Genomic DNA, 13,597 nt, shown 5'->3' with positions numbered 1-13,597 from the left:
GTTATTCGTTAAATAAAAAGGCTTTAGACTGTTCATATTGATACTTCATCAATTGCAATTTCTGACGTAGCCGAGAATAAGAAGTAAGAATAATATTCATCCATTCTCTTTCTTCAGGATCTGGTTCCAAAGCAACCTGCTTCCTCCAATATTTCTCGCGATCAAGTGCCTTATCCACTAAATCTTGTGCTGAAGAAATGGTGGTTAGACCTAATCTTTCTAAAGCTGAACTACCCCGTTCCCCGCAAAGTGAAAAGAACTCCTGTTTTTCTTTTTCATCTATTATTCTTTCATTGTTATATAGTTGATATAGTAGCTCGTATTCCTTATGCTCATGTACAAGACTTGAAAACAATTCAGAAATGCGTTGTTCAACTTTAGATAGTAACAGAGTGGTTGTTCTGTCTTTCGCTTGTCCTCTTGATGACTTAATTGTTTGTTGTATGCTCTGATAAACACTCTCCATCTTTATCAATTTAGCCCTCATGCCAAAATGATTATGAAGGACTTTCATGAAACTTTTAGCGCCACTCTCTTCCCATAACAATTGTCTAGCAGATTTTGTATCTCTGACATTTCCTTTTTTTATGGAATTAACTATTAGATATGCCCCATAAAGCCCAATCGTTGTGACAATATGTTCCCTTTGAGGTATCGATAAATTAAGTTCCAATTCTGGTTTGAGGAAGTTTGTGACCGAATTAAAAGCCCTTTTAAGTTGTGTTTCATCACTTCTTGAAAGATTCTCTAAATCTGTAAAAGTAGAGTCATTCAATGTAGATGAAGCAAGAAATTGCAAAGCAGATATTGGAAGAATGTTAAATAGAGTTTTTTGAAGAATGGGCTCCTTTTTTAACTTGTTCTTTGTCATCCTTTCACCTATCTGTAAAGCGGTTTTATCTCTTTCAATCGTTTCCTGCCATAGAACATCTATTTTTGCTAACACTCCTATTGCATTCAAAGGATTAAAGGAACTACCTGCGTTATATTGCCGAACTATGTCAAGTACATTTTCTGAGACAGATTTTGTAAAGATCATAATCACTGCATCAGGCCGTACCTTCTGTATGAAATCTAATGTGTTTTGTGAATCTTTTCCCCTAAGGGCATCCAATCCAGGAGTGTCAATTATGTTTATCTCCTTTAGTATTTCTGAATCATCAAAAATTTCTATATAACTAATGTTGTCTATTTCAGAATTATGACTTTGAGTTGACCAAAGTGCAAATTCTTTCGGACTTTTGTGCACAACAGGGGATTTGTCTTTATGGTGAATTATAATATCAGAATCTGGATTACCATATTTAAGCCACCCAACATTATAAGTGACTTCTTTTTGACCCGTAGCCATAATTTCATTCTTTCCTAATATGGCATTCACCAATGTTGATTTTGAAGAGCTTATTTTTCCTATTATGGCTAGTTGCATAGGCTCGTCAATCCGCATTACCGAATCTTCCAACTTACTATACAAAGCTGACAAAGAACTTCTTGGTATCATTTGCATAATACCAAGTAGCCCTTTTGCAATGCTTTGTGTGTCGTATATACCTTCCATCCCTAAATATCCAACTCATCAATATCCTTCTTTGCCTTTACCAATGGATTCAGTTGATTTTGCAATGAAACTTTTTTGCTAACAGCAATGTTAATTTGTTGCTTTACTTTCTGAATCTCGGTTATCGACACTTGTAAACTGTCTTTATAATCTTTTGCTCTTGCAGAAATAACACTAATCCATTCACTTTGGAACTCAGAGAAACGACTTTCAACGTAATTTCTCATATTTTGTGTTGCAGCAGAAATTTGAGGTTGATACAATTGTCTCAATTGAGATTCCTGTTGAGTATTGGCTACGTCTTTTTGATTTTTATAACCTGTATAAATTCCTAGAGCAAGTGGAGCAATAATATTGACTATAGGTATTGATTCAAGAAGTATACCACTTATCATAGCAACACCCCAACCGGGTGTACTAGACAAAATTCTTTTATATACGGGTGTGGAATTTGTGATATTCTTTGTTACAACCCTTCCTGTAAATTGCTTTGCCCTATAATTCAATAAGCCGTCAAATTCTGGCATCTTTGCGATGTTTTCAAAAGCCTTATTGAGTTTTAATGTTATTTCGGACCCCATAGCTTCCATTGCATCATTGATTTGCTGACCAAGCCATTCTCCCCCATTTTCAGCCTTGGACCTTTCGTTTTTCAATAAGGCATTAAGTCCTGTTGAGGAGAGATCAATACTTGCTTCATTTAGCCAATTAATTATTTGCTCATGTTCTGAGGCAATTTTCTTTGAAACGGAAACCCTAAATGATGAAGTGGGATTATTAAGATCCACAATTTTTGCCTCTATGGCTGACTTTTTTTGAGACAAATCTTTTATTTGATCCACATCAGGACTTTCAATTTGGGTTATTTGGACTTGCAAAGGAGTAATTACCAAATCCAGTTGTTCTGACAAATCATCTCTGATACCTCCAAGAAGCTCAGCTTTATAATCAGAGACCAAATTGGAAATTAAGTCACGCACTTTGGGAAAATTCCCCAACCCATCTTCTTCACGGATACAATCCGCTGCTGAAACAGAAATCACATCCAAGGAATCGGCATCAACTTGAGTATAGGTCGAGACTTTACTAATTGTATCTTTTCGAATTTCTTCAACAGAATCATTGTCCTTTAGATCTGCTTTGTTAACGATAATTGCACTATGTTTTGCATATTGCAAAACTTTGTCCTTGTAAAACTTAAGTTCCGTTGTTGTTAATGGCTCATTTACATCTGTCATGAACAACGTAACATCGGCTTGTGGAAGAAAAAAGTTAGTTAACATTGCATGACGAGGATCCAAACCACCCACACCCGGAGTGTCAATAATAATAAGTCCCTTTTTCAGTTCATTAAGCGGCAACTCCAATTCCATACAAATGGTATTACCAATTTCTTCTGCAGACCCTACTGTGTATCGTTCTATGTCATCGAAAGGAACTACTTCCTGTTTTAAGTTTGAGAAATCACCATAAACACGTATAGCTTTTTCTTTTTCCCCATACTTAATAACGGATACGACAGAAGTACAAATGTCAGTATCGGTGGGACAAATATTACGCCCTATAAGAGCATTTATAAATGTAGATTTCCCTCGTTTAAACTCACCACAGACCAAAACTGTCGTTGCAGTATTTTTCAAGTCATTTAACTTCTTAGAAATCTCTGCAATGCTCTTTCCTTTCTTTGCCTGTGTCATATAGGCAGAAACAGAATCAATAGACGATTTGATGACACCAATTTGATTTTCCAGCATAATTGCATCTTATTTAATCATTATTCAAAAAATCCAGCTGCATACCAGAGTCCACAATAGAATCATTATCAGAAGAAGGATAATTATCATACCCCACATTATCACCCATACTCTCTGATTCAGAATAAAATGAAGTTTCTTCATTGTTTAATCCAAACAAATTATTGGATTCTACTGAATAATCTTCATGCATCAGCAGGGTTTCTATACCATCTAAATTGGGAATTTCTGTCGTTTCATCAATATGTGGGTAGTCAAATTCCATGTTTGCCAAATCATCTGGCAGAACAAAGCCACTTTCTTCCATTTGTTGCACCTGACTATCTACAGCTGTATTTACTGCTAATAATTCAGACAAAGCGGAATCATTCATAATTAGTCCGGCAACATCTTGGGTTTCTTCTATTGATAGATTCCCATCAAGATAAGCTGCAAATTTTTCTATACTTATAGAATTATGCATCGTCTTAGCCATGAGAAGCCTCCTTTCTGCTCACGCTCAAAAACTGTGCCTTTGCCAGTTTGTGCTTGTTATAATAATTCGCCATAGTCATACCAAGGGCCTCCGCAGTTTCTTCGTTGGATAGATGTTCTACATATCGGAGTTGAATAATTCTGCGGTATCTCTCATTAGACATCATGCCTATTAATGTTTCTATGTCCATACGATTCATGTTATCAAACTCTATTTCAGAAGAGCCGTATTTTTCCAATAAACTATCACTATCGATAGATTTATTTTCAGAGGAGTGCTGAAGGACTGAGATTTTTTCAAAGTTCTCTCTCTTCTCAAATCTCTTATAACAGTAGAAAAGACAAACAGACTTTAGCCAACTTGTCAGCGTACTTTCTCCCCGGAAATTTTCCATCTGACATTTTCCAGTTGCCCTACTTGGTGCTAACACGAGAATATATATTTCATCGATGAACTCCTTGCAGCAGGTGCAGTCAGTATAATAGTTGTCAAAAATAGACTTAAAGAGGGGATAGCATTGTCTATAAAAGAAATGCTTTGTAACGCTCTCATCATGTCTTATGAGAGCCTTAGCGATGTTTAGGTCTTCTGTATATAATCGAATCGTATTCACTTTTTAGCCTTTTAGTCTCGTTAATAAAAAAGCGCAGACAGAATCCACGCGCCACCAAGGTTTACCACAACCTAACCAAGCCGTAGAAACGTCTGCGCACTATGGCGCGACGCCCGTTGCTTGGTTTTTCTTGGCTCATTTACTTTCGAGGTGGTAATTCGGTGGCGTAAGAGCCAATACTTATGTTTGACAACTCTTGCGAGAAATCGGGGGTAAAATTACAAAAAAAAATCCAAATACTTTCCAGTTTTACTAAAAAAGTAAGTTATAAGGTGTGTTTTTCTTTCAAAAAGGCAGATTATAACTCTAATTAGATGCTTTTTGAGTCCAAATCTGCAATTTGTGACTCAAAGTGAACATAAAAACTATTCTATATGCCACAGGGACTGGTCAATGACACCAAGGCTTTTGTTTTCCAAAAACTGTAATACTGTAAGCTGTAAGAACGCAATAATCATGATGTCAATGACCCGTCCCTGTGACATCCCTGTGACATCTGAAATAATTGGGGAAAAAAGGGGCTACAAGGGGAATAATGATAGGGGAAAAGGTAAAAATAGAACTTGCGGCAAGGCTTATTGGTGCTCCCGACAGAAGATCACAAAACAGAAAGTGGGCGAAAACCGATGCAATGACATCAGCTTTCGCCCACTATCATCAAGAGATTATCCATTTTAAAAGACTGCAAAATTTTAGAAAATGCATATTTTTTGTTCAAAGCATTATATTTATTCAAGATTCGTGAACAAACACCATTTTTTGAACAAAAAGTTTGGTTGTTTGCAAAATGTTCATTAAATTTGTAGTGTTCAAAATGCATGAACAAAAACAAAACAGTGAACAAGTATGGTCAGAGAAGAAGAAATCATCAATGATGTCGTCTATAATCTGAGACGATTAACGAACTTGGAAGATATTGTATTCAAGGCAGCTGAACAAAGCAAAAGTTATGGCTATAACCTCACTATCAACGGGGTTACATTTGCTTGTGATGTGAGGCCACAAGTGAACAAGGCAAATTACAACCTTATTGTGCAGCACATGAGAAGTCTTAAGGAGCAGACAGACAAGCCGCTGATGCTGGCAGCAAACCATTTTTCACCAGAATCTTTTGACGGTCTGCCTGAAGAAGGAGTTAGTGTGGTGGAGAGCAGCGGAAACTGCAACATTGTTGCCGCTCCGATGTTTATACGTATAAGCGGACAAAAGGCAATGCTGCCAAAAGAGGCAAAAGGAAAAGCGTTCAATGAAGCAGGTCTGAAGGTTATTTTTTATTTGTTGCTTGACGAAATAAATATCAATAAGCCTTATCGGACTATTCATGAAGAAACCGGTGTGTCACTTGGCACAATCAAGAACGTAATAGAGGAACTTGGCAGGGGGAAGTTTGTGCTTACCACAGAAAATGGACGCTTTTTGAAAAACAGGAAAGAGTTGCTAGATGTTTGGCAGACTCACTACAATCAGAGTCTGAAGCCGAAGTTACTGCTAAAGGAAATGGAGTTTGTGGATGCCGACTGCCGACGAGATTGGAACAAAATAATACTACCAGATGGAATGTGCTGGGGAGGTGAAGGTGGAGCCTTTTTGATTGACCGCTACCTGATGCCAGAACTATTTGATATTTACACGGAAACGCCGAGTGTCAAGCTGATGATGACCAAGAAGGTGAAATTCCAGGAGAAAGGCAGGATAAAACTCTATCAGAAGTTCTGGAAAGACAATACTTACGAGAAAACGGCTCCCAAAATTCTAATATACGCTGACTTGATGGGAAGTGGCAACAGCCGTTGCATTGAGGCGGCTCAAAGACTGATTGAGAATGGAATATAAAATCACGAAAGAGGAACTTGGCAATGACTGGCTATATAGTACACTCGTTGCCTTGAATAAATGTATGGCAGAGCATGGGTTGCCACTGTATGTGGTAGGTGCCAGGGCAAGAGATGTAGCCATGAAGCTAATGAAAGGCGATGAACCAAAGCGCCGCACGGAAGATTTGGATGTAGCCATTGCCATAGAAGACTGGCAAACCTTTGATGACATCTGCAAAACGCTGGAGAATAACCATTTCAAGCGTCATGGAGAAACGCAGAAGTTCTTCTACAAAGGCGTGAACGGGGATTTAGATTTTGAGGTGGACATTGTTCCATTTGGCGGAGTCGCTGTGGACGAAAAGATTGGTTGGCCACCAGAAGGGAATCCTGTCATGTCGGTAAAGTGCTTTCAAGACGTGATGAACGAAGCGGTCACCGTGATTGTGAATGGCGAAGTAGAAGTAAAGATGGCTCCGCTATGCGGTCAGTTCCTGATTAAGTTGGACACATGGAACGACAGAAACGCATCGACCGACAAGGATGCAGAAGACATGTTGTTCATCTTGAAAAACTACCTTGACATCCAGTTGCTATATCAAAAAGACAATGTGCCGCCCGACGTAGTGACTTTCGACAATGAGAGTCTGGATGCAATCATCTGGGGTGCGCAATGGCTGGCCTACGACATCAGCAAACTGCTGACAACAGAACATCTTCAGTTCTATGCAGACCTTGCATCAGCAGAACTGAAGAAGAAGGAAAAGAGCAACCTTATTTATCACTTTATGAAGTATTATGGGAACAGTGAAATGGGCGACTTTAGTAGCAATTATGAGCCTTGTCGCCAAATCTGGAGTGTTTTCGTAAAAATCTTTAGCAAAGAGTTAGAAGAAAGGAAGAAACAATGAAAGTAAAATCATTTTCGATTAGCAGCAAACGTTATCCGAATGAGGATAGGATGGCCATACAAAATATGGGGATATACGGCATTGCCATAGTGCTTGCTGATGGTATGGGCGGATTGAGTCTTGGTGATTTAGCAGCTGATGTCGTGACTAATACCGTGGCTGATTATCTGATGAAGAATTATGAGGGATATGCCGAGAAAGAAGTCTTGCACAAGGCTCTGGAGCGTGCAGATCAGGAAGTGAGACGGGTAAGCATTGAGAAGAAAAGTAACATGGGTGCTGCAGTAGCCGTGGCAATCATAATAGATTATGAACTTTATTTCACATGGCAGGGAAATGTCAGAATCTATGCCCAACACGAAGAAAAGACGGAGTTGTTAACAACAGACCATTTGGCAAATATTGGGTATGGTAGAACAGCCTTGACCAGATGCATTAAAGGGTCTGGTCTGCGAGATGATGTTCCTTTCTTATGCCATAAGTTGTCAGGAGATGATACTGTGTTCGTCTGTACGGATGGATTGTACAAAGTTGCTGAGAAGAATCTGGGGGTGTTATCTGCAGATGAAATTTCAAGAAAACTGAATGATCCAGAGGATGATGCATCACTTATAGAGGTATCTTTTAAATAGGAAGAATGGGTGTCATACAAAGTTTCTAGCTATCACAAAAACGATACTTGACTTTTTATCGAAAAGTTGAAAATTTTTATTTTAAAATTTTATTTCCGTCTAAATCCGTCTAAATTGGCATACGCCTTTGTCTTCTCGCCACGGCATAATTAAAGCGAGCTTAACTTCGTTGACTTTCCTCACGATCGGAAAACTTCAAGCGAGCTTGATTTTTCGCTCACTTAATCGGAAAGTTAGATTCTGCTCATGGCTTAACGAAAACAATCCGATGATCCGATGATCCGTGTACCTTTCCAAAAACTGTAATTCTGTAAGCTGTAAGAATTGAAAGTCATGATGTCAATGACCCGTCCCTGTGACATTTTCCGGCCGATACCCGTTCACCAATTTCGGAGCATACCCGTTCAGTCCGTTGTTAATCTTCAGTATCGTAGGCAAAGTTAATACTTTTTTCTTAAACTCTCTCCCTTTAGCTCAAATCTTTCTGATTCACACCCGATTCCGTCAAGACAGAGCACCGCAACACCTCACTTGCCCCCACATCATACCCGTCCTTGATGCCATTGGTCAGTTCCCGTGGCCTTTGGCATTAAAGCGATTTTATTCTAGTCCTGGCTTAACGATAACGTTCTCTTATCCTTTTCACCATTATAACACACTTTAAGGCAATCATCGAAAATGTCATTGGGTAAGACCTCATTAAACAGTGTTAGACATGATTTTACTTTCATAGCGTCAATACCTCCAAGTATTTGATGCACAGTAAATCCATTCTCCTTTACTTGTTTTTTGAGCTCACAACACACGGCTACAAGTCTTTTCCTTAGTATGTCGTTTTCAAGAAAAGCTCTTGCTTCATCTTTAGATCCAATACCATAAAATCTGGAGTTATAGCTATGTCCAAGTCCTTTAAGTTGTGGAAACACAAACCAGACCCAATGTGATCGCTTCCTTCCAGCTTTGAGCTCCTTCAATGCCATGTCATACGCTCCATAGCAGTCCTGTGCTTCTATGAAGCGAGATAAGTTATAGTTGTCAGTCTTTTCCATATTATTTTTGGAAAATGGGAGTCGCGTATGTTACCCATCCCCAACTCCCATATCTATTTGTTTTTATTCTTTTGTCATCAAATGCCAAGTTTATATCCCCAAAGTACGAGTGAAGAACGAATATGGCAAATTATAAAAACAGCCTTGTTTCATTCAATATAAACGAACTGACCAACATCTAATACCTTGATGTCATTGACCTATTCCTGTGGCATTTAATTTGTAGTAGATTAATAGACACCTCTTTGAGAAGCTATTTTCTCTAGAAATTTCATTCCTCTGCGTGTCATTTCTCTCTGACTTTTTGTATAGCCTTCGCCTATCCACCATTGACCATCATGAAGATAAACAGGAAAGATTTCCTCATCGCTTTTTTCATGGACAGTTTCACCATCGTCAAACCTATAAGTAAATTTGACACGAACACGACCTTTGTCTTCTTGAATGTTTGAATCTATTATTTCATAGGAAATATCTGGAAGAAGTTCACTTTCCTTTGCTGCAGAAATATACTCTTGTAACGCTGCTGCAGAAAAATCCGAATCAGACGTTCCGTCCATCAATGATAAGATTTCATCGCTATATTCAAAACACGAAATAGCACTTTCTATATCCATCGATGCCATACTTTGAGCAAAGGTGTCAACAACGGACTCTGGAGTATCTTGGACATTCCTATGGCATCCTGCAAGTGAAGTGCTTAACAAGATCGCTAACACATTTATTTTGAAAACTTTAAAAAATCTTAGATGTTTTGAATTCATGTAATAGTCAGTTCTTTATTTTTTAGTCATCAAATGCCAGATTTCGCGTACCCAAAGTACGAATGAAGAGCCAATGATAATAATAATCCAGTCTATTAGTTTAAGACTTTCAACATTGAAGAACTGTTGCAAACCAGGTAATTCAACCATAGCAATTTGTCCAATGAGGATTATTACAACAATTGTAAGCAATCCATTGCAGCCTTTGAAATGCAATGCACTACGACCTGTCTCAAATGCACGTGCATTGAAGAGATAGAAAAAGTGGGTCATGACGAAGGTTGTGAAGAGCAATGTCAGTTCGTATGTAGAAACGTGTCCCTTCTCTCCCAGCTGTAGGTGAAGGAGATCGGTAAGCTGATTCACTTCTGCATGCTGGAAGATATAAAGCATTCCGAGCAGCATCAGAAAGAAGAAACCACCGACACCGATAATCTCTCGAAGCATCGGCTTATTGAGGATAAATGCATTACGGTCACGAGGTTTGTCCTTCATGACGCTCTCTGATGGAGGTAGTGAGGCAAGAGCCATAGCTGCGAAGGTATCCATGATGAGGTTTATCCACAACATCTGAGTAACGGTAAGAGGAGACTCTGTGCCCATGAAAGCACCACAGAGAACGAGGAAACAAGCCGTAACGTTCACAGTCAACTGGAACAGGAGGAAGCGCTGGATATTCTGATACAGCGAGCGTCCCCACATAACAGCCTTTCCGATACTGCTAAACGAGTTGTCGATGATTGTAATATCGGATGCCTCCTTTGCCACGCTCGTGCCGTCACCCATCGACAGACCGACGTGGGCTGCACGTAGAGCTGGGGCATCATTTGTTCCGTCACCTGTAACTGCCACCACCTGGTTCTTCTTCTGTAAAGTCTCCACCAGACGTTTCTTGTCCATAGGACGGGCACGAGAGATAATCTTCAGGTCAAGAATGCGCTCCTGTAATTCCGTATCCGACAATGCTGCAAATTCTGGACCTGTAATGATGTTACGCTCTGTATCCTCAGAATCATTCCAAAGGCCGATCTGACGTGCAATTTCCTTTGCTGTTCTAGGAGTGTCACCAGTTACAATCTTCACACTGATACCGGCATCGACACATTCCTTAACAGCAAAAGGCACATCCAGTCTTACAGGGTCTGCAATAGCTGCAACTCCGATGAAGCAGAGTTTGTCTGCAACTATCTTGTTGTCTTCAATCGCTTTATCACCATCGTTCAACACCTGGTAGGCAAAGCCCAACGTACGCATGGCGCGATTCTGATATTCAGTCAGTTGTTTTTCAACATCCTCTTTGCGTACAGGTGTTTCTTTGCAAAGACCGAACACAATCTCGGGAGCACCTTTCACATAAAGTACCTTCTTGCCCTTCAACGCAACAGACTCTACTATGGTTGCCATATATTTGCGTTCTGTAGAGAATGGCACCTCCGCAACAGTCTTTACACTCTCACGTATAGAGCGATAATCTACACCATTCTTGTTCAACCAAAGAAGCAATGCTCCTTCTGTTGGGTTGCCAAGAATCTGCGGTTTGTTTTTGTCAGAGAAATCAATGGACGCAGTAGAGTTTACGGCAATGCCCTCATCCAAAACCTCCTTAGGAGTATCGCCATACACTTTCATCATGTTCACGCTCATCAGGTTCTGTGTCAGCGTTCCAGTCTTGTCCGTGCAGATGACTGTTGTTGCTCCCATTGTCTCACAAGCATGCATCTTTCTTACTAGGTTGTTGGTCTTGAGCATACGACGCATACTATAAGCCAAGCTTAAAGTGACAGCCATTGGCAAGCCCTCTGGCACTGCCACAACCACAAGTGTTACGGCAATCATTAATGTTTGAAGAACGTATGCTATGAACGGAGCAACCTGCTCCATTGAGCCGAAACAGTCCGTACCATTGGTAACGAAATACATTATAATACGGCCAACAACAATCAAAGCGGCAAAGCCATAGCTTACCTTGGTAATCCAGTCACTCAATCCGTCGAGCTGTTCATTGAGCGGAGTCTTCACACTGTCGTCAATCTGTACAGCCTCAAAAACCTTACCTTGTTCCGTCTTGTCACCAACAGCAAGTACACGACAGATGCCATGACCCTCCATAACCTTAGTGCCCTTCATTACATGGTTTGTAGGATAGGTTGCAGCCTTATCGAAATCTTTCTCATTGACGCTCTTACCACACATTGGCTCACCAGTCAATGTTGATTCGTCCATGTGTAACGATGTAGCCTCGAGCAATTCGCTGTCTGCAGGAACTTCCTCGCCGGTATTGAGAATCACAATGTCACCGACAACAATATCCTTACGAGGAATTTGCGTAGTGTTGCCATTGCGAATCACCTCAACAGGCTCGTCATCGTTCACCTGATTAAGAATGGTGAACTCCTTGTCAGCCTGCAACTCAAAATAGAAGGCAAGACCCGTTGCAAGCAGAATAGCAACGAATATTCCTACCGGTTCAAAGAAAACGGCAGCACCTTGCCCGAGTCCAAAGAACTCGTAGCATGATATACCTATTGACAACGCACCTGCAATCATCAGGATGATGATGAGTGGATCGCCGAACTTCTCCAAGAATTGCTTCCATAGAGCTTCTTTCTCTGGTGGTGTCAACACGTTGGCACCATTCTTTCTGCGACTTTCGAGCACCTGGGCATCGGTCAAGCCTGTGTAGTGATGTTTTTGTTCCATATATAAAAAACTATCTACTATATTGAAATGCAATTTGGACAGAAGGCATGCTATAATCCATCTGTCCAAATCTTTGTTATTTAATGTCTGTATCCATTACGATACATTTCATTCACGCGTTTCTGAACAGCCTTATAATCAGAACCAAGTTTTGATTTACGTTCTGTTCCATTACCATATACACCATCCCAAACCTGCAGTGCTTTTTCTTCTACAGAGCTATTAGAAGTCGATATAGGAGCAGAGGCTTGCTTTGTAGGTTCATCAGAATTTGTTGGTGTAGCAGAAGCAGCATCTGTATTCTCACCAACATTGTTTTGTTCTTGTTCAGTCTCTGGGGCTGTTGTCTTCTTTTTTACATTTGAAGTTGTATCTGTTTTTTCTTTTTCTGTTGAATCTGAAACAATCGTTTTAGTTGGCTCAGACTCTTTTTCTTGACCTGAACTATAGCTACGATAAGCTACAAATGCCAAAATAGCCAATACAACAACAATAACAGTTATCAATTTACCTCGATTATTCGATGTACATGTGTTTTCTTCTGTAGAACCATCTATCAAACTTTCAGGCTTTTCTACAGGAGTATCGGCTACAGGAACTTCTTCTTTTTCTATCTCGAAATGTCGCTCAACATGCTTTTCCATGTTAAAGCTACGAGTCGATTTCCTTTGTTTTTTATTATCAACCATAATAGTAATGTTTTATTTTTTAACTTGCGTAGATGTCAATAAGTGTTTCCAAGCCGCCGACATGTCCAACACCAACTGCCTCAAACTCCCAATCACCATCTTCGTTTACAACAAGTTTAGCGACCGACAAAGCGGTCTCTTTCGTGAAATCCTCAGCAAGTTCATATCGACACAGTTCTTCATCATTTTCAGCATTGATGACACTGATAAACGCTCCTTTTACATCTCCGAAAGTTTTGCCTTCATCATGTATAGAAACAACAAAGACTATCTCACAAACATTTGGGTCAACTTTGTCCAAATCAACGTCAATCTGCTCTCCAGAATCTCCATCACGGTCATCAAGAGAACCTAAGACTGCTCCATCACTTGACATTGGACGTGTTTCTTCCATCCATCTACGCTTATTGCCATACACAGCACGGTCAAATGGTTTCTCTCGATTCTCTGAATTGTAGAATACAAAACCTGCATCATCCAAAATGACACCTTCATCCCCGCAAAGGAAAGTAGAAGCATCAAGGTCTGCATCAGAATCCCAATCCAAAACAACCTTTATCTTACTTAATCCATCAGACTTCGCTATTTTAAAGCGTTCGCCCTTGGATAAATTGAATCTTCCCATAATTTTTATTTTT

12 protein-coding genes are annotated in these 13,597 nt (G+C 39.8%); 3 read left to right on the top strand and 9 right to left on the bottom strand.

Annotated elements, in window-relative coordinates:
• Position 1 precedes the first annotated feature (1 nt).
• From CIK89_RS10600 to CIK89_RS13360, 4 genes are read right to left on the bottom strand one after another with little or no spacing between them, the layout of a single operon-like run.
• Positions 2-1,558, bottom strand: a complete 1,557-nt coding sequence (locus CIK89_RS10600; RefSeq protein ID WP_094391341.1) for a dynamin family protein — start codon at positions 1,556-1,558, stop codon at positions 2-4.
• A gap of 2 nt (positions 1,559-1,560) precedes the next feature.
• Entirely contained in the window at positions 1,561-3,312 is a 1,752-nt protein-coding gene (locus CIK89_RS10595; protein WP_094391340.1) for a dynamin family protein, read from the bottom strand.
• A gap of 13 nt (positions 3,313-3,325) precedes the next feature.
• On the bottom strand, positions 3,326-3,787 hold the full coding sequence (locus CIK89_RS10590; protein ID WP_094391339.1) for a hypothetical protein: 462 nt from the start codon (positions 3,785-3,787) through the stop codon (positions 3,326-3,328).
• Positions 3,780-4,400, bottom strand: coding sequence for an RNA polymerase sigma factor (locus tag CIK89_RS13360; RefSeq protein ID WP_144007403.1), 621 nt, complete (start codon positions 4,398-4,400; stop codon positions 3,780-3,782). The genes CIK89_RS10590 and CIK89_RS13360 overlap by 8 nt, the downstream gene beginning before the upstream one ends.
• 846 nt (positions 4,401-5,246) lie before the next feature.
• Between CIK89_RS13360 and CIK89_RS10575 the strand changes: the two genes are divergently transcribed.
• Genes CIK89_RS10575 through CIK89_RS10565 form a run of 3 tightly spaced genes read left to right on the top strand, consistent with a single transcriptional unit; the run spans position 5,247 to position 7,757 of the window.
• A complete protein-coding gene (locus tag CIK89_RS10575; protein ID WP_094391336.1) occupies positions 5,247-6,233 on the top strand; it encodes a type IV toxin-antitoxin system AbiEi family antitoxin in 987 nt (328 codons plus the stop codon).
• Positions 6,223-7,125 (top strand): hypothetical protein, encoded by a 903-nt coding sequence (locus CIK89_RS10570; RefSeq protein WP_094391335.1) that lies wholly within the window; start codon positions 6,223-6,225, stop codon positions 7,123-7,125. Before CIK89_RS10575 ends, CIK89_RS10570 begins: the two co-directional genes overlap by 11 nt.
• Entirely contained in the window at positions 7,122-7,757 is a 636-nt protein-coding gene (locus CIK89_RS10565; RefSeq protein ID WP_094391334.1) for a PP2C family serine/threonine-protein phosphatase, read from the top strand. Before CIK89_RS10570 ends, CIK89_RS10565 begins: the two co-directional genes overlap by 4 nt.
• Positions 7,758-8,362: 605 nt before the next feature.
• Here CIK89_RS10565 and CIK89_RS10560 read toward each other — a convergent pair.
• The 5 genes from CIK89_RS10560 to CIK89_RS10540 form a co-directional block, all read right to left on the bottom strand.
• On the bottom strand, positions 8,363-8,806 hold the full coding sequence (locus CIK89_RS10560; RefSeq protein ID WP_094391333.1) for a DUF1810 domain-containing protein: 444 nt from the start codon (positions 8,804-8,806) through the stop codon (positions 8,363-8,365).
• A gap of 230 nt (positions 8,807-9,036) precedes the next feature.
• Entirely contained in the window at positions 9,037-9,570 is a 534-nt protein-coding gene (locus CIK89_RS10555; protein WP_094391332.1) for a hypothetical protein, read from the bottom strand.
• A gap of 15 nt (positions 9,571-9,585) precedes the next feature.
• Positions 9,586-12,270 (bottom strand): calcium-translocating P-type ATPase, PMCA-type, encoded by a 2,685-nt coding sequence (locus CIK89_RS10550; protein ID WP_094391331.1) that lies wholly within the window; start codon positions 12,268-12,270, stop codon positions 9,586-9,588.
• An 80-nt stretch (positions 12,271-12,350) separates the two neighbouring features.
• Positions 12,351-12,959 carry a hypothetical protein gene (locus CIK89_RS10545; protein ID WP_094391330.1) on the bottom strand — a complete coding sequence of 203 codons (609 nt, stop codon included), beginning with the start codon at positions 12,957-12,959 and terminating at the stop codon, positions 12,351-12,353.
• A 19-nt stretch (positions 12,960-12,978) separates the two neighbouring features.
• A complete protein-coding gene (locus tag CIK89_RS10540; protein ID WP_094391329.1) occupies positions 12,979-13,584 on the bottom strand; it encodes a TerD family protein in 606 nt (201 codons plus the stop codon).
• Between the last annotated feature and the right edge of the window lie 13 nt (positions 13,585-13,597).

It is taken from the genome of Prevotella sp. P4-119 (genome assembly GCF_002251345.1).
Classification (GTDB): domain Bacteria; phylum Bacteroidota; class Bacteroidia; order Bacteroidales; family Bacteroidaceae; genus Prevotella.
Note: the sequence above shows the minus strand (reverse complement) of the source record. Positions and strands in the feature narration are given on the sequence as shown.